Origin of the sequence: Roseomonas gilardii, assembly GCF_001941945.1 — a bacterium.
GTDB lineage: Bacteria > Pseudomonadota > Alphaproteobacteria > Acetobacterales > Acetobacteraceae > Roseomonas.
In genome coordinates this window covers 1,055,137-1,070,548 of record NZ_CP015583.1, presented here as the reverse complement: position 1 = coordinate 1,070,548, position 15,412 = coordinate 1,055,137, and the positions used below count along the sequence as shown (strand labels likewise).

The window sequence follows — 15,412 nt, the reverse complement described above, 5'->3', positions numbered from 1 at the left end:
CCCGCCAGACGTGGTGTTGCCTTCCGCTCGCGCCCAGGCTCGGCAGTTGGTCCGGCATCGTCCGCCCTTCAAAACCTTCCGAAGCCCTGGGGCATAGCCGATCGGGAGCGACCATGGCCAGCCTGACCTATCGTGACGCCGGGGTGGACATCGAGGCGGGTGACGCGCTGGTGGATGCCATCAAGCCCCTCGCCAAGTCCACGGACCGCAGCGGGACCATGGGAGGACTCGGCGGCTTCGGCGCGCTGTTCGACCTGAAGGCCGCCGGCTTCAAAGATCCGGTACTGGTCTCCTCCACCGACGGCGTGGGCACCAAGCTGCGGCTGGCCATCGATTCGGGCCATCATGACGGCGTCGGCATCGACCTCGTGGCGATGTGCGTGAACGACCTCGTGGTGCAGGGCGCCGAGCCGCTCTTCTTCCTGGACTACTTCGCCACCGGCAAGCTGGAGGTGGCCCACGCCAGCGCCGTGGTCGCCGGCATCGCCGAGGGCTGCCGCCAGGCGGGCTGTGCCCTGGTGGGCGGCGAGACCGCCGAGATGCCGGGCATGTACGGCAAGGGCGACTACGACCTCGCCGGCTTCTCGGTCGGCGCGGCGGAACGCACGGACCTGTTGCCGAAACCGGATGTCGGCGCGGGCGACGTGCTGCTGGGCCTGCTTTCCTCGGGCGTGCATTCCAACGGCTACTCGCTGGTGCGGCGGATCGTGGAAGGCGGCAATGCCGGGCTGAAGGACCCGGCCCCCTTCGCCGGTGGCAGGACGCTGGGCGAGGCGTTGCTGGAGCCGACCCGGATCTATGTGAAGTCCGTCCTCGCCGTGCACCGCGCCGGGCTGCTGAAGGCGGCGGCGCATATCACCGGCGGCGGGCTGCCGGGCAACCTGCCGCGCGTGCTGCCGGCCGGCACCGTGGCGGTGGTGGATGCCGCCGCCTGGACGCCACCGCCGGTCTTCGCCTGGCTGGCGAAGATGGGCGGCGTGGTGCCGGAGGAGATGCTGCGCGTCTTCAACTGCGGCCTCGGCATGGTGCTGGTGGTGGCCGAGGATTCCGTCGGGGAAGCCACCCGGCTGCTGCAGGAGGCCGGCGAGACGGTGGCGCGCATCGGGCGCATCGAGACGGCGCCGGAGGGCGGCGAGGCCAGCGTGCGGGTGGACAACCTGACGGCGCAGTGGCCGCTGCCGTGACGGAGGCTGCTGGCGGGGAGGACCGCCGCCCGCGCGTGGCGGTGCTGATCTCCGGGCGCGGCAGCAACATGGTTGCGCTGCTGGAGGCCGCCGCCGATCCGTCCTATCCGGCGCGGATCGCGCTGGTCCTGTCCAACCGCGCCGGGGCCGCCGGGCTGGCGCGGGCCGAGGCCGCGGGCATCCCGGTGGCCGTGGTCGAGAGCCGGGGCCACAAGGGCGACCGGGCGGGTTTCGAGGCGGCGATGCAGGCCGTGCTGGAGGCGCACCGCATCGGGATGATCGCCCTGGCCGGCTTCATGCGCGTTCTGACGGAAGACTTCACCCGCCGCTGGGAAGGGCGGATGCTGAACATCCATCCCTCCCTCCTCCCCGCCTTCCCGGGGCTCGACACACATGCCCGCGCCCTGGCGGCCGGGGTGCGGCTGCATGGCTGCACGGTGCACCTGGTTTCGGCGGGGGTGGATGAGGGACCGATCCTGGCCCAGGCCGCCGTGCCCGTGCTGCCCGGCGACGACGAGGCCGCCCTCGCGGCCCGCGTGCTGGAGCAGGAGCACCGCCTCTACCCGGCCGCCCTGGCCTGGATGGCGCGTTGGCTCGGCGGATATGGGGAAGGACGGCTCCCGGCCATGGCGCGGATCGCCGCCGGAGCCACGGCCATGCTGGCCCCCGCCACGGGCGCGCTGGCGAATCCCTTGCCCAGCCTCGCGGCGCTCCCTACAGAAAAAGCCTGAATCCTCCGGCACAAGGCGGAGGCGGGAAGCAGGGATCGGGGCGGAGCATGGCCGAGGCACGGCAGCACATCGACATGGTACCGGTGCGGGCGGAGGACATCCTGTCCGAGCGCCAGGCCGGCTGGCAGGCCTTCACCCGCGCCGCATCCTGGGGAATCGGCGTGATCGTGGTGATCCTGCTGCTGCTCTACGTCTTCCTCGGCTGAGAGGGAGGGCGGGCAGCGGATGGGCGCGGGGCGGGATGCCGCCCCACGCCTGGGCCGGACTCAGCCGGTGATCTCGGAGCCGGCGAAGAAGTAGGCGATCTCGATCGCCGCGTTCTCCGGGCTGTCGGAACCGTGCACGCTGTTCGCCTCGATGCTCTCGGCGAAGAGCTTGCGGATCGTGCCCTCGGCGGCATTGGCCGGGTTGGTGGCGCCCATGATCTCGCGGTTCTTGGCCACGGCGCCCTCGCCTTCCAGCACCTGCACCACCACCGGGCCGGAAGTCATGAAGGAGACGAGGTCCTTGAAGAAGGGGCGCTCCTTGTGCACGCCGTAGAAGGTCTCGGCCTGCTGCTGCGACATCAGGATGCGACGCTGCGCGACGATGCGCAGGCCGTTCTCCTCGAACACGGCGTTGATCTTGCCGGTCAGGTTACGCCGGGTGGCGTCGGGCTTGATGATGCTGAAGGTGCGCTCGATGGCCATCGGGCTGGGTTCCCTGAAAAAAGGTAAGGCGCGCGCCCGATAGGCTGCCCGGGGCGCAGGCGCAAGCCTGCCGGGCCTTCCCCGGCGGGCCATGGTGGCAGAAGAAGCCACAAATCGCCGGTGGCGCGCTTCCCGTCAGGGGTGCAATTGCCTTTCGTGAACGGAAAATTCACATGCGCTTCCGGTCCAACTACGGTATCCTCACGAAATCGTGAGTTCGTTGGTGTGCCGTTTCGATGCCCAGCCCGCCTGTCCCGTTCCCTTCCGCCGAGGATGAGCTACGCAGCGCCCTGCGCTTCCTCGACACCGCCCTGAATGCCTCGCGCTATGCCGCACGGCGCCATCATGTGGCCAAGGCCATCGAGCGCCTGGCCAGCGCGCATTACCTGCTCGGCTGCCTGGAGACGCAGGACCAGGACACCGCCTCCGGCCTGAACGCCGCGTAGGCCCTGCCCCCTTCCCGGGGAGGCCGCTGCGAACCGGGCCGCGTTGCGGCGGCGCCATCCGAGGGCGCGGTTCCGCACCCGGGCCGGTTGTGGCAGGCTGCCCCCGGAATATCAGGAACAGGCACAAGCGGATGCTGCATGAGACGGTGGCCTCCCCGGAAGAGGCTGTGGACCGCCTGGAAGAGATGTACGAGGCGGCGGTCCTGGCCGAGCGCACCGCCCTCGACCGCTTCGTGGGCGCGGGCATCGTGCCCGGGGCGGAGGAACGCGCCAGCTTCCGCTATCCGGCGCTTCATCTGCACTGGGATGCCGCGAACCTGCCCCCCGCCAACCGCCGTGCCTGGGCCAAGCTGCAACTGCCCGGCGACTACGCCACCACGGTGACGCAGCCTGCCGCCTTCCGTGCCTATCTGCTGGAACAGCTTCGCCCGCTGGCCCGGGAATACGGGGCGCGCATCGCCGTGGGGCGCAGCGAGCAGGAGATCCCCTATCCCTATGTGCTGGAGGGTGGCGACGAGCTGGCGCGCGGCGGTGTCTCGGCGGCCGCGCTGGCGCGCCATTTCCCCGTGCCCATGCTGTCGGCGGTGGGGGACGAGACCGCCGATGCGCTGTGGAAGTACCGGCCGGGCGAGCCGAGGCCGCTGGCGCTCTTCGACGCGGTGCGGGCGGACTATTCGCTGCGCCGCCTGATACACTACACGGGCAGCGACTGGCGCAATGTCCGTCCCTGGATCCTGCTCACCAACTACCAGCGCTATGTGGAGCAGTTCACCGGCTGGGCGCTGAAGGAGCTCGCCACGCCCGGCAGCCCCTATACCCGCCTGGTCCTGCCCGGCGGCGCCTCCGTGGGGCGGGAGGATTCGCCCGAGGCGGGGGCGGAGCTGGTCGCCGCGGCACCCTGGCAGCGCTTCCAGATGCCGGCCTATCACCTGCTCCGCGGCGACGGGCGGGATGGCGTGACCATCATCAACATCGGCGTCGGCCCGTCCAACGCCAAGACGATCACCGACCACCTCGCGGTGCTGCGCCCGCATTGCTGGGTGATGATCGGCCATTGCGGCGGGCTGCGGCAGAGCCAGGAGATCGGCGACTACGTGCTGGCGCATGGCTATCTGCGGCGCGACAAGATCCTGGACGAGCTGCTGCCCCCCGAGATCCCCGTGCCCGCCCTGGCCGAGGTGCAGGTCGCCCTGCAGGAAGCGGCGGTGCAGGTGACGGGCGAACAGGGCGACGCGCTGAAGCGGCGGCTGCGGACCGGCACCGTCGTCACCTATGACGACCGGAACTGGGAGTTGCGCTGGTCACAGGAGCGGCTGCGGATCAACCTGTCCCGCGCCATCGCCGTGGACATGGAAAGCGGCACGCTGGCCGCCCAGGGCTACCGGCTGCGGGTGCCCTACGGCACGCTGCTCTGCGTCTCCGACAAGCCGCTGCATGGCGAGATCAAGCTGCCCGGCGCCGCCACCGCCTTCTATCAGCGCGCGGTGAGCGAGCATCTGGCGATCGGGCTGGCCACTTTCGAGATCCTGCGCGGGCAGCTCGGCGCGCTGCATTCGCGCAAGCTCCGCGCCTTCGACGAGCCGCCCTTCCGGTAGCAGGACCAGGGCGCGGCGGGCCGGACAGAGCCGCCGGCCTGAGCGTCTTCTCAGGGCGCGACCACCATGCAGGCGCCGCGCTTCATGCGGGCGCAGGCCTGCCGGGCGCCTGCCTCGCTCAGCCCGGCCACCTGGGCGCGGTAGAGGGTCTGCCCTTTCAGCCGCACCTTCTCCACCCGGACCACGCCCGCATTGCGCGTGGCGCTCCGGCGCGCGCTGCTGGCCACCTTGCGGGCGGAAGCGCTGGTCGGCAGCGCGCCGACCTGTACCGCCCAGTTGCCCTTGCCGGCGCTGGAACGCACCGGGGCGGGCGGGGCCGGCGCTACGGAGGGCCGGGCGCTGGTGGTGGCACGGCGCAGCAGCGGCTCCGCGGCGCCCATGGCCGGCGCGGCATTGGCACTGGGCACCAGCCCGGCCAGCACGCCGCCCCGGCCCACCGAACGGCCTGCCAGCAGCGTGTCGCCCCGCCCCGGCGGGGTGCCGGGAAGGTCGAAGCCCCGGTCGAGCAGCGCCATGACATGGCTGTCGCGCTCCCGCCCCGTGGCGCCGCCGAAGACCACGGCGATCAGCCGCCGCCCGTCGCGCCGCGCGCTGGTGACGATGTTGAAGCCGCTGGCATTGATGAAGCCCGTCTTCAGCCCGTCGGCGCCGTCGTAGTTCTCGTTGACGTAGTTGTGGCTGGCGATGGTCTGGCCGCGCCAGCGGAATTCCGGCGTGCTGAAATAGGCGTAGCGGTTCGGGAAGTCGCGGATCAGCCGCTGCGCCAGGATGGCCATGTCGCGCGCGGTCGTCATCTGGCGCGGATCGGGCAGGCCGGAGGCGTTGCGGAAGACCGTGCTGGTCATGCCCATCTGGCGGGCCCGCAGCGTCATCAGCCGGGCGAAGCGCGCCTCGCTGCCCTCGCCCAGGAACTCGCCCACGGCGGAGGCCGCGTCGTTGGCGGACTTGGTCACCAGGGCCAGGATCGCGTCGCGGACGGTGATGGTGGAGCCCGGCTTCAGCCAGAGCTTGGAGGGCGGCCGGGAGGCCGCGTGGCGCGACACGGGGATGCGGGTGGAGGGCGAGACGTCGCCCGATTCCAGCACCGTGAAGAGCATGTAGAGCGTCATCATCTTGGTGAGCGAGGCGGGGTAGCGCGGCTCGTCGGCGCTGGAGGCGGAAAGGACCTGCCCCGTGCCCGCATCCACCACGATCGAGGCATAGCGCTCGCTGCCGACCTGTGCCCGCGCCTGCCCGGGCAGAAGCCAGAGGGTGGCGACGGCGGCCAGCGCCAGCAGGCGCAGGCCGCGTCGCAAGACGGCGCCGGTCTCGATCATGCGGTGTACTTCCCCCTCCGGATGGCGCTCCCCCACGAAGCGCCACCCGCTCCGCAAGGTCTGGAGGCCGCCGCGACGGGCTGGCAACCGCGAATAACCGCCGGTTCATCCGGAGAAGGGCTTTTCCAACCCTGGCGCGACCCGTAAGCCACAGTCGCACAAGGAATTTTTACCGGATCGCAGAGCCCGGAAACACGGCGAAACATGACGCAGGGGAGAGTTACAAGGCGGCGGCCCGAGTCTCCCGCCGCCGAATCCCGTGTCCGGTCCGGCACCTAGCCGTGCCGGCGGCAGGCCCGGTCAGGCCGCCAGCCCGGTTTCCTCGCGCCGCCGGCGCTCCACCTCCTCGCCATAGCGGCGCAGCAGGTGGCTGGCGGTGAGCAGGCCCAGCACCTTGCGGCTCTCCACCCCGTCCACCACCACCAGCGCCTCGGTCTCCACCGTGTCGAAGACGGCCATGGCCTCCTTGGCGTTCATGGCCGGCAGCAGGGCACGGTCGCGGAACTGCAGCAGCGGCTCCACCGTCTCCACCTCCGGCGCGGCGCCATAGGCCTCGGCCACGGAGATGAGGCCGGCATAGCGGCCCTGTTCGTCCACCGCGACGACGCGCGCGGTGGAGCCCAGCGGGAAGTCGCGCCGGAAGGAGGCGAGCTTCGTGTCGTTGCGCACGGTCCGCAGATCCCGCCGCATCAGCTTGCCGACGCTGAGCTCGCGCAGCCAGCCGATGTCGTGGGCGGAACGGATGGTCTCGCCGCGCAGGTGGAAGCGCCAGGTGGCGAAGGAGTAGCCGAAGAGCCGCCGCGTCACGAGGCCGGCCACGGTCACCGCCGCCAGCACGCTGCCGGCCACCACGAAGTTGCCGGTGGTCTCCAGCGCCAGGAAGGTCATGGCCAGCGGCGCGCCCACCACCGCCGAGCCGAAGGCGCTCATCCCGACCAGGGACAGCAGCAGCGGGTCCATCCCCGGCAGCACGAGGTCCACCCCGGCGGCGAAGACCTTGCCGACCAGCGCGCCCAGCAGCAGCGAGGCGAAGAACAAGCCGCCGCGGAAGCCCGCGCCGAGCGAGATCACCACCGCCAGGCTCTTCAGCAGCACCAGCCAGAGGATGTCGAAGCCGGTGGATTCGGTGGCAAAGGTGAAGTGCAGCGCCCCGTGCCCGGCCGAGAGCGCGATGGGCGAGACCAGCGCCAGCAGGCCCACCACCAGCCCGCCGAGGGCCGGGCGCAGCGGCGCCCAGCGCAGGAAGCGGCGCATCGTGGCCTCGGTGAAGGTCACGCCGCGCATCAGCGCGATCCCCGCCAGGGCGCAGGCGAGGCCGAGCAGCAGGGACAGCACGTAGCCCTCCAGCCCGGGCGGCGTGACGCCGCCCGGCACCACCACATAGGTCTCGCCGCTCAGCGCCCGGGCCACCAGCGTGGCGGTGACGGCGCTGGCCACCACCGGGGCGAGGCTGGCGATGGCATAGGTGCCGATCACCAGCTCGAAGGCATAGAAGGCGCCGGTCAGCGGCGCGTCGAAGGCGGCGGCGATGGCCCCGGCCGCGCCGCAGCCCACCAGCAGCCGCAGGTCGCCGCGCCGCAGCCCCAGCCGCTGCCCCAGCCAGGAGGAGACGCCGCTGGCCGCCTGGGTATAGCCCGCCTCCAGCCCCACCGAGGCGCCGAAGCCGTTGGAAACGATGTTCTGCACCGCGACCACCAGCCCGTCGCGGAAGGAGAGCTTGCCGCCATAGAGGGCATTGGCCTCGATCGGGTCCACCGGCTGGCGCGGATACCAGCGCGACAAGGCGAGGTTGATGGCGCCCAGCAGGATGCCGCCCAGCAGTGGCATGGTGAGCAGCATCAGCGGCGAGGCGCCGCGCAGGATGCTCAGCCCATGCGCGCTGTCCTGGCCGAAGAGCTGCACGTGCAGCCCGCGTGCCAGCCCGCCCATCACCACGGCGACGAGGCCACTCAGCACCCCGGTCAGCACGGCCAGCCCGACCAGGCCGAACTCGCTGGCCCGGAGCCAGGCCCGGAAGGAGGCCACGTCGCGGATAGGGCGCACATGCAGTCGGAGAGCGATCATGGTACGGCCCGGGGCCCCTGGCAGAAGACGGCGCCGCGACATAGGCCACGGGGCATGGATGACGGGAAGGCGAAATCCTGACCCCCGGCGCGGCGGGCCGCCAGGGCCGGCAGCCCTGGCCAGAGCGGCACAGCAGAGAAACCCGGCCGAAAAAGGGCACCGCGCCAGGGGGCCATCCAGGGGGCCATCCAGGGCGCCATGCCGGGGCGCCTTGCCAGGAGGCGGCACCATGGGGGAGCGCGGAACGCGGTTTGCGCAGGCGCCCGGGCTGGCTACCCTGCGCGCCTCAGCCCATGAAGTGCCGATGCCCAGAAACCCGCTGATCCTCGCCGTCCTGCTTCCGCTGCTGTTCCCCGGCTTGCCGGCCCGGGCCGAGTCGCCGGAGCCGGCGGCGGAGAGCGGGCTGCGGATGCAGACGATGATCCGGGCCCCCCTGCCGCTGGCGGCGCGGGACGTGCTCTTCGCCCATGCCCGGCAGACCGGGGAAAGCCCGGATTTCGACGCGCTGGCCGAGGCGCTGATGCCGCCGCCGGAGCTGGCCTCCCCGGTGCCCTCCGCGCGGCGGCAGCGGCACGATGCGGCGTTCGCCGAGCTGCGCCGGAAGCTGCGGGCGGAGTATGAGGGCTTCGACCCGGCCCGCCCCTATCTGCTGCGGATCCGCACCGCCATCGGCCGCTACGATCCCGGCCAGGGGGGATTGCCGGTGGCGCTGAACGGCACCTTCTGGGTGCGCGATCCGACCTGGCAGTCGCAAGGCTTCGGCCTGCGCTTCGACAACGCCCTGGCGGTCGCCACGCTGCCCGTGGCGAGCGAGGCGGCGGCGGAGACGCTGCTCGACTCGGCCGGGTTGGACCCGCGCACGCAGGATGGCTGGCGCGGTATCCTGGAGGTGAGCCTCGTCCTGGGCGGCGCGCTGCCGCAGCCGGCGGGCATGCGGAGCGTGCCGATCGCGGCGCATCTCCTCACCGCCCGGCTGGTTGGGGAGGACGGGACCCTGATCCATGATTTCGGCCGCTTGCCCGGCTCCCTGCACGCGCCCCTACCCTCCGCCCGACCGGGCGAACCGGTGCTCCGGAGCGCGCTGCTGGAGGGCCTGCGCCTGGGCATGCCGCTGGAGGAGGCCCGGGACGCGCTGCTGCGACGCGGATTCCGGACGGTGGGGGGTGCCTTCTTCGCGGATGGCGCCGTCGCCTCCGCCGCGGGGCGCCCCGGCTGCCACATGGGGCTGGTGGCGGACCGGCGCGCCTTCGGCGAGGCGCTGCACCTGAAGGCCGACTTCACCGCCTGCATCGCCCTGCACCGCGCCCCGGAAACCGGGCCCGAGGATGGGTCCGAGGCCGGGGAGGACATGGCGGCGCAGGCCGGCGGGGTACGGGAGCCGCGCCTCGGCGGCATCACGGCGCTGCGCTTCCTGCCGGGCGAATCCCAGGCGGCGCTGCGGCGGTCGCTGGAAAGCCGCTTCGGCCCCTCGGTTTCCGATGCCCAGGGCGAGGTCGTCTGGATCGGCCGCGACCCGGCGGCGCCGCGCGACGCCCCGATGGTGGAGCTGCGGGCGGAGTTCGTGCCCATGGCGGAAGGGGGCCCCCAGCGCGTCCCGGGCCTGCTGCTCGGGCTGGAGCTGGAACCTTATCGCGCCGGTTCGGAGGCCTCCTGACCCCGGTCCCTCTTTCCGTCCTTCAGGCCCGCCTCCGCCGCGCATGTCCGGGCGGGGTGGCGTGAGACCCGGCCGGCGCGAGGCCGGTCGCGGCACCGTGGCGGCGGGAGGCCGCCCACCCACGGGACGCTTCCCGGCCCGCCTGTTGAGCCGTCTCCTGGGCCGCGCCGGGGGCCTGGCCGGAGGCTGGGTCCGGCTGCTGCTGTTGCTCTTCCTCGCCCTGCCGCTGGCAACGATCCTGACCTTTCGCGTGCTGCCCGTGCCGGTGACGCCGCTGATGCTGATCCGCAGCCTCCAGGGCCAGGAGCTGCACCACGACTGGGTGTCCTATGACGCGATCGCCCCCAGCCTCGCACAGGCGGTGATCGCCTCGGAGGACAACACCTTCTGCATCCAGAGCCTTGGCTTCGACTTCCCCGCCCTGCGCGGCCAGATCGAGACCCTGTTGGAAGGCGAGCGGCCACGCGGCGCCAGCACCATCACCATGCAGACGGCCAAGAACCTGATGCTCTGGCCCGGGCGCGATCCCGTCCGCAAGCTGCTGGAATCCTGGCTGACGCCGCAGGTCGCCTTGCTCTGGCCGAGGCAGCGGGTGCTGGAGGTCTATCTGAACATCGTCGAGTTCGGACCTGGCATCTATGGGGCGGAGGCGGCCGCGCGGGCCTTCTTCAACAAGCCCGCCTCGGCGCTGACGCTGCGGGAATCTACCCAGCTCGCCGTGGTGCTGCCCAGTCCGCTGCACTGGGTCGCCAACAGGCCCAACACCTGGCTGCGCCAGCGTGCTGCCACGATCCGGGCACGGATCGGCGAGCTGGGGCCGCTGCTCGACTGCACCCGCTGAGGCGGCCGGGAGCGCCGCCCGGCAATGTTGCCAATCCGCAGCGAGATGCTGCAATCTGTGGTTGTGAATTCCATCCCCACGCTACCTTCCTCGACGGTTGGCCGCGCCCAGCGCCCGTCTCCGGAACCACTGGAGGCTCCGCTGGCGATACCGGGCGCCGGAAGAGCGTCCGGTGGCGGGCCGTCGTCCTGGCCAGGGCTGCGGCGCCTGCGCGTTCCTGTCCGGCTTCTGCGCTTCATCCTGCGGCATCCGCTGGCCGGGCGGCATCCCGCCGCCTCCCTCCTGCGCCTGCTGCGCTGGCAGATCGGCGGGCGGCTCACCGGCATGCCGGCGGTGATGCCCTTCGTCGGGCCAACGCGGCTGCTGCTGCAAAGGGGGCATTCCTCCGCCACCGCCAACCTCTATGCCGGGCTGAGCGATTTCGCGGAGATGGGCTTCCTGCTGCATCTGCTGCGTCCGGGCGATCTTTTCGCCGATATCGGCGCGAATATCGGCGCTTATACCGTCCTGGCCGCCGGGGTGGTGGGGGCGGAGGTGCTGGCCTTCGAGCCCTCTCCCACCACGCTGCCGCATCTGCGCGACAACCTGCGCCTCAACGAGTTGGAAGGGCGCGTGACGCTGCTGCCGCTGGCCCTGGGCGAGCGCCCCGGCACGCTGCGGCTCAGCGCGCGGCGCGGCGCGGCCAATCGCGTGCTGCTGGAACGCGAGGCGGAGGATGGCGTCCACATCTCCGTCTCGACCCTGGACGAGATCCTGCCCCATCGCACGCCGCTGCTGCTGAAGCTGGATGTCGAGGGCTACGAGGCACGGGTCCTGGCCGGGGCCACACGGCTCCTCGCCCGTCCGGGACTGCAGGCGGTGCTGGTAGAGACCATGGCCCATGCGGAACGCTATGGCGACAGCAGGGGGCGGATCGACACCCTCCTGCGGGGGCAGGGCTTCGCGCCCTTCGACTACGACCCGCGCCGCCGCGCCCTCACGCCGCGCGATGCGCCGGGCGATCCGAACACGCTCTATCTGCGGCAGGTGAATATGGTGGCGGCCCGCCTGGCCACTGCCCCGGCCGTCCCGGTGCTGGGGGAGCGTTTCTGAGGCGCGGGACAGCCTGACGGCGGCCCCCAGGGGCCGGGTCCGGGCGACGGATGCCGGCGCCGGTCGTGGCGCGGTCAGTGGTGCAGAGGGGGTGTCCCATCATGGGGAAGGGCCGCCGCGTCCCGCTTCCGAGGCGGCAGGCGCCGGCGATCATGGAAGTAATGGCCTAGCGCGGCGACAAGCAGGAGAACGAGCAACAGGGCGCCTGCATCCGCGGCGTAGGTTCCCTGCCCGACCGTGTCGCCATGGGGAAGCCGTTCCGCAACCAGGGTCATGTCCGGTCTCGACGTGGCGATCACGTTCTCCATGTCCGTTCTCCTTTATCCGTCCGAAACTTCACCCACCCGAAGCAGCCAGCCCGGCGAGCACCCCTGCAGCCTGAGAGGCGATCTGATGTCCTCTCTATTCTACCAAAAGGTTCCATTCAGATGGGTTAGTATCATTTTATCTACATTTTGCAGGATTAGCACAGCTCCATGAGCAAAGGTATCACTTTCGCGGATTTTGTTTCCCTCCCGATAGAACACCAGCCGCGTAAGAAATTTGCCCGTTATCTGGAGATCAGGCTGTGATTCTCACGGCTTTACCACGACGGTAAAACGCAGGCTCAGGCTCGATCTCCACCGATAAGTATCATAAATAAGTTATTGTATCATTTTTGCTTATTCCGTGAGCCTCATGGCTCGGGGTCTGAGCGGAGCCGGGCTCCTCCCCACCGGCACGAATTCCAGCCCGGCGGGAACTGCTCTAGAACCCGGGGCATGACCGTCCTCGCCATCCAAGATCTTACCGTGCGCCTCGCGGGCCGGACGCTGCTGGACGGCGCCTCGCTGCAACTCGATCCCGGGCACAAGATCGGCCTCGTCGGCCGCAACGGGGTCGGCAAGTCCACCCTGTTCCGGGTGCTGACCGGGCAGTTGCAGGCCGATGGCGGCGAGGTCCGCTTCGCGGCGCGCGCCCGCATGGCCTATCTGGCGCAGGAGGCGCCGGGCGGCACCGACTCGCTGATCGACACGGTGCTGGAGGCCGATACCGAGCGCGCCGGCCTGCTGGCGGAGCTGGAGGCCGGGGTGGAGCCGCTGCGCGAGGCGGAGCTGCACGAACGCCTGCGCGCGATCGGCGCCGAGGCCGCCCCGGCGCGGGCCGCCACGGTGCTGGCGGGGCTGGGCTTCGACGCGGCGGCGCAGGCGCGGCCGGTGGGCGAGTATTCCGGCGGCTGGCGGATGCGCGTCGCCCTTGCCCGGGCGCTGTTCCTGGAGCCGGACCTGCTGCTGCTGGACGAGCCGACCAACCACCTGGACCTGGAAGCGACCATCTGGCTGGAGGGCTGGCTGAAGCGCTTCGCCGGCGCCGCCATCATCATCAGCCATGACCGCGACCTGCTGGACCGCTGCGTGGACGGGATCGCGCATCTGGAAGGCGGGAAGATCACCGCCTATCCCGGCGGCTATGGCGAGTTCCTGCGCATCCGCCACGAGCGCCGGGCGCAGCAGATGGCCCAGAATGCCAAGGTCGCCGCCGAGCGGGCACATATGCAGGCCTTTGTGGACCGCTTCCGCTACAAGGCCAGCAAGGCGCGGCAGGCGCAGTCGCGGCTGAAGGCGCTGGAGAAGCTGCCGCCGATCGAGGCGGTGACGGAGGACCGCGTCACCCCCTTCGTCTTTCCGGAACCGGCCGAGGTGGCGCCGCCGATCCTGACCATGATGGGCGCCAGCGTGGGCTATGACGGGCGCCCCATCCTGCGCGGCATCGACCTGCGGCTGGACAGCGACGACCGCGTGGCGCTGCTGGGCGCCAACGGCAATGGCAAGTCCACCCTGGCCAAGCTGATCGCCGGGCGGATGGAGGCGATGGGCGGCGAGGTCCGCCGCACGCCGCGCCTCAAGGTCGGCTTCTTCGCGCAGCACCAGGCGGAGGAGCTGAACCCGGAGGGCACGCCGCTGACGCATATGCAGGCGGCGCTGCCCAAGGCGACGGAAACGCAGTGCCGCGGCCAACTCGCCCGCTTCGGCCTGGACGAGGACCGCGCCACGACCCTGGTGCGCGACTGCTCCGGCGGGGAGAAGGCGCGGCTGCTGCTGGCGCTCTGCACGCGCGACGCGCCGCAGTTGCTGATCCTCGACGAGCCGACCAACCACCTGGACATGGATGCGCGGGAAGCGCTGATCCGCGCGTTGGCGGATTACGGCGGCGCGGTGGTGCTGATCACCCATGATCCGAGGCTGGTGGAGCTGGTGGCCGACCAGCTCTGGCTGGTGGCGGATGGCGCCGTGTCGTCCTTCGACGGCGACATGGAGGATTACCGGAACTTCCTGCTCGAACGCGCCCGGCCCGTGGCGCGCGATACCGGCCCGGCGAAGCGCGACGACCGCCGCGAGCGTGCCGAGGCCCGCGCCGCCCTGGCGCCGCTGCGCGAGCGGGTGAAGCAGATCGAGAAGCTGCTGGAGAAGCTGCGGCTGGAAGACGGGCTGATCGAGCGCAAGCTCGCCGATCCGGAATTCTACACCAAGCGCAAGCCGGCCGACATCGCCTGGGCCAATACACGCCGCGCCGCCATCGCGCGGGAGGTGGAGGCGCTGGAGGAGGAATGGCTGGCGCTGGGGGAGAAGCTGGAAGCGGCATGAGCGCCATTCGCCCCGCCCATCCCGGCGAGGCACGGCGGATCGCCGAGATCCATGTCGCCGCCTGGCGCGAGACCTATCCGGGCCTGCTGCCCGAGGCGGTGATCGCCGCGCGGACCGTGGAGGATGGCGAGGCGCTGTGGCGCGAGATCCTGGCCGATGCCGCGGCGCGCCCGGTCCTCGTGCTGGAGGAAGCGCCCGGTGCCGCGCTCCTCGGCTTCGGCGCCTGCGGCCCGCAGCGGGACGCGGCGCTGCGGGAAGCGGGTTTTCCTGGCGAGGTCACCGCCCTCTATCTGCTGCGTGCCGGACAGGGCCTGGGCCATGGCGGCCGGATGCTGCGGCGGATGGCCCTGGCCCTGCACGGGATGGGGCTGTGGCCCTTCGCGCTCTGGGTGTTGGACGGTAACCGGCGGGCGCGCGGCTTCTACGAGCGGCTCGGTGGTCAATCGGTGCTGGAACGGCAGGCCAGCCTGTCCGGCCATGCCGTCTCGGAAACCGCCTATGGCTGGCACCGGCCGCCGCCGGATGCCCCGCCCGGGGTGACGCCACGTGGGGCGTGACACCACGTCCAGCGTCACGGAGAGCAGCGCTATCCACGCTCCGGATGCACGATCACCGCCTGCTGGCCGGGCATTCCGGTGCCCTCGCCCAGCCGGATCGTGCCATCGGCCTGCGGCACCGCCAGCGGCGCCACGCGCACCACGCCGTCCCCAGTGGGTCCATCTCCGCCCGGCATGTCGAGCAGCGCCGCCACGCGCGGGCCGACCACGAGGCTCGGCTGTGCCACGTCGCGGGGTTCGTCCTGCCGGCCGATCCGCACCATGGCCCAACGTCCGTTACGCGGATTGGTCACCCGGGCCGTGCTGCCGGCCGGCAGGCTGTTGCTGGAGGCCATGTCGCCGGCGGGATCGAAGCTGCCACGCTCCAGCCGCCCCGCGCCCTTGCCGGACCGGTCCCGCACCATGAGCTGCATGTCGAGCCCCTGGCCCGAGCGGTCGATCTGCGGCCGGTCCGCCAGCGCGGGGGCGACGAAGGGCCCTCCCAGCAAGTTGAGGCCCAACAGGGCGATGCCTGCGAACCGCCGGATTGCCACCATCTCTGCCTCCCTCGCCGCTTCGGTTAAAGTCCGGTGTTAAGACGCCGACGGAAGCATCGGGTTTGAGGCGAAAGATGGTTTTG

The 15,412-nt window shown here is 71.4% G+C and carries 15 protein-coding genes; 10 read left to right on the top strand and 5 right to left on the bottom strand.

The window, feature by feature from the left end:
- Positions 1-113: 113 nt before the first annotated feature.
- From purM to RGI145_RS04680, 3 genes are all read left to right on the top strand, one after another.
- The gene (gene purM, locus RGI145_RS04690; RefSeq protein ID WP_075797441.1) at positions 114-1,184 is read left to right on the top strand and encodes a phosphoribosylformylglycinamidine cyclo-ligase; all 1,071 of its coding nucleotides are present in this window, start codon (positions 114-116) and stop codon (positions 1,182-1,184) included.
- A 68-nt stretch (positions 1,185-1,252) separates the two neighbouring features.
- Complete coding sequence (purN, locus tag RGI145_RS04685; RefSeq protein ID WP_237183272.1) at positions 1,253-1,915, top strand: phosphoribosylglycinamide formyltransferase; 663 nt, start codon at positions 1,253-1,255, stop codon at positions 1,913-1,915.
- 47 nt (positions 1,916-1,962) lie between these two features.
- Positions 1,963-2,121, top strand: coding sequence for a preprotein translocase subunit SecE (locus tag RGI145_RS04680; protein ID WP_075797440.1), 159 nt, complete (start codon positions 1,963-1,965; stop codon positions 2,119-2,121).
- A gap of 60 nt (positions 2,122-2,181) precedes the next feature.
- Here RGI145_RS04680 and ndk read toward each other — a convergent pair whose 3' ends face one another.
- Entirely contained in the window at positions 2,182-2,604 is a 423-nt protein-coding gene (gene ndk, locus RGI145_RS04675) for a nucleoside-diphosphate kinase (protein ID WP_075797439.1), read from the bottom strand.
- A 236-nt stretch (positions 2,605-2,840) separates the two neighbouring features.
- Here ndk and RGI145_RS04670 point away from each other — a divergent pair, with 236 nt between their 5' ends.
- Positions 2,841-3,050: a hypothetical protein gene (locus tag RGI145_RS04670; protein ID WP_075797438.1), complete on the top strand. Its 210-nt coding sequence runs from the start codon at positions 2,841-2,843 to the stop codon at positions 3,048-3,050.
- Positions 3,051-3,181: 131 nt separating this feature from the next.
- Entirely contained in the window at positions 3,182-4,645 is a 1,464-nt protein-coding gene (locus RGI145_RS04665) for an AMP nucleosidase (RefSeq protein ID WP_075797437.1), read from the top strand.
- A 50-nt stretch (positions 4,646-4,695) separates the two neighbouring features.
- On the opposite strand, the gene RGI145_RS04660 is transcribed toward RGI145_RS04665, so the two are convergent.
- Positions 4,696-5,961 (bottom strand): D-alanyl-D-alanine carboxypeptidase, encoded by a 1,266-nt coding sequence (locus RGI145_RS04660; RefSeq protein WP_075797436.1) that lies wholly within the window; start codon positions 5,959-5,961, stop codon positions 4,696-4,698.
- 300 nt (positions 5,962-6,261) lie between these two features.
- Positions 6,262-8,025: a chloride channel protein gene (locus RGI145_RS04655; protein WP_075799838.1), complete on the bottom strand. Its 1,764-nt coding sequence runs from the start codon at positions 8,023-8,025 to the stop codon at positions 6,262-6,264.
- A 304-nt stretch (positions 8,026-8,329) separates the two neighbouring features.
- On the opposite strand from RGI145_RS04655, the gene RGI145_RS04650 reads away from it, so the two are divergent.
- The 3 genes from RGI145_RS04650 (at position 8,330) to RGI145_RS04640 (ending at position 11,612) form a co-directional block, all read left to right on the top strand.
- Positions 8,330-9,679 carry a hypothetical protein gene (locus tag RGI145_RS04650; protein ID WP_075797435.1) on the top strand — a complete coding sequence of 450 codons (1,350 nt, stop codon included), beginning with the start codon at positions 8,330-8,332 and terminating at the stop codon, positions 9,677-9,679.
- Positions 9,680-9,824: 145 nt separating this feature from the next.
- Entirely contained in the window at positions 9,825-10,520 is a 696-nt protein-coding gene (mtgA, locus tag RGI145_RS04645) for a monofunctional biosynthetic peptidoglycan transglycosylase (RefSeq protein WP_075797434.1), read from the top strand.
- Between the two features lie 24 nt (positions 10,521-10,544).
- A complete protein-coding gene (locus RGI145_RS04640) occupies positions 10,545-11,612 on the top strand; it encodes an FkbM family methyltransferase (protein WP_083670405.1) in 1,068 nt (355 codons plus the stop codon).
- A 74-nt stretch (positions 11,613-11,686) separates the two neighbouring features.
- Here the strand turns inward: RGI145_RS04640 and RGI145_RS04635 are convergent, their stop codons facing one another.
- Positions 11,687-11,920: a hypothetical protein gene (locus RGI145_RS04635; RefSeq protein WP_075797433.1), complete on the bottom strand. Its 234-nt coding sequence runs from the start codon at positions 11,918-11,920 to the stop codon at positions 11,687-11,689.
- A gap of 453 nt (positions 11,921-12,373) precedes the next feature.
- Between RGI145_RS04635 and RGI145_RS04630 the strand changes: the two genes are divergently transcribed.
- Positions 12,374-14,236: an ABC-F family ATP-binding cassette domain-containing protein gene (locus tag RGI145_RS04630; protein ID WP_075797432.1), complete on the top strand. Its 1,863-nt coding sequence runs from the start codon at positions 12,374-12,376 to the stop codon at positions 14,234-14,236.
- Entirely contained in the window at positions 14,233-14,793 is a 561-nt protein-coding gene (locus tag RGI145_RS04625) for a GNAT family N-acetyltransferase (RefSeq protein WP_075797431.1), read from the top strand. The genes RGI145_RS04630 and RGI145_RS04625 overlap by 4 nt, the downstream gene beginning before the upstream one ends.
- A 29-nt stretch (positions 14,794-14,822) precedes the next feature.
- Here the strand turns inward: RGI145_RS04625 and RGI145_RS04620 are convergent, their stop codons facing one another.
- Positions 14,823-15,329, bottom strand: coding sequence for an RlpA-like double-psi beta-barrel domain-containing protein (locus tag RGI145_RS04620; protein WP_075797430.1), 507 nt, complete (start codon positions 15,327-15,329; stop codon positions 14,823-14,825).
- Between the last annotated feature and the right edge of the window lie 83 nt (positions 15,330-15,412).

Coding starts and splice junctions, on each gene's coding strand:
- purM (WP_075797441.1), top strand. CDS start 114: ATGGCCAGCCTGACCTATCGTGACGCCGGGGTGGACATCGAGGCGGGT.
- purN (WP_237183272.1), top strand. CDS start 1,253: ATGGTTGCGCTGCTGGAGGCCGCCGCCGATCCGTCCTATCCGGCGCGG.
- RGI145_RS04680 (WP_075797440.1), top strand. CDS start 1,963: ATGGCCGAGGCACGGCAGCACATCGACATGGTACCGGTGCGGGCGGAG.
- ndk (WP_075797439.1), bottom strand. CDS start 2,604: ATGGCCATCGAGCGCACCTTCAGCATCATCAAGCCCGACGCCACCCGG.
- RGI145_RS04670 (WP_075797438.1), top strand. CDS start 2,841: ATGCCCAGCCCGCCTGTCCCGTTCCCTTCCGCCGAGGATGAGCTACGC.
- RGI145_RS04665 (WP_075797437.1), top strand. CDS start 3,182: ATGCTGCATGAGACGGTGGCCTCCCCGGAAGAGGCTGTGGACCGCCTG.
- RGI145_RS04660 (WP_075797436.1), bottom strand. CDS start 5,961: ATGATCGAGACCGGCGCCGTCTTGCGACGCGGCCTGCGCCTGCTGGCG.
- RGI145_RS04655 (WP_075799838.1), bottom strand. CDS start 8,025: ATGATCGCTCTCCGACTGCATGTGCGCCCTATCCGCGACGTGGCCTCC.
- RGI145_RS04650 (WP_075797435.1), top strand. CDS start 8,330: ATGCCCAGAAACCCGCTGATCCTCGCCGTCCTGCTTCCGCTGCTGTTC.
- RGI145_RS04640 (WP_083670405.1), top strand. CDS start 10,545: ATGTTGCCAATCCGCAGCGAGATGCTGCAATCTGTGGTTGTGAATTCC.
- RGI145_RS04635 (WP_075797433.1), bottom strand. CDS start 11,920: ATGGAGAACGTGATCGCCACGTCGAGACCGGACATGACCCTGGTTGCG.
- RGI145_RS04630 (WP_075797432.1), top strand. CDS start 12,374: ATGACCGTCCTCGCCATCCAAGATCTTACCGTGCGCCTCGCGGGCCGG.
- RGI145_RS04625 (WP_075797431.1), top strand. CDS start 14,233: ATGAGCGCCATTCGCCCCGCCCATCCCGGCGAGGCACGGCGGATCGCC.
- RGI145_RS04620 (WP_075797430.1), bottom strand. CDS start 15,329: ATGGTGGCAATCCGGCGGTTCGCAGGCATCGCCCTGTTGGGCCTCAAC.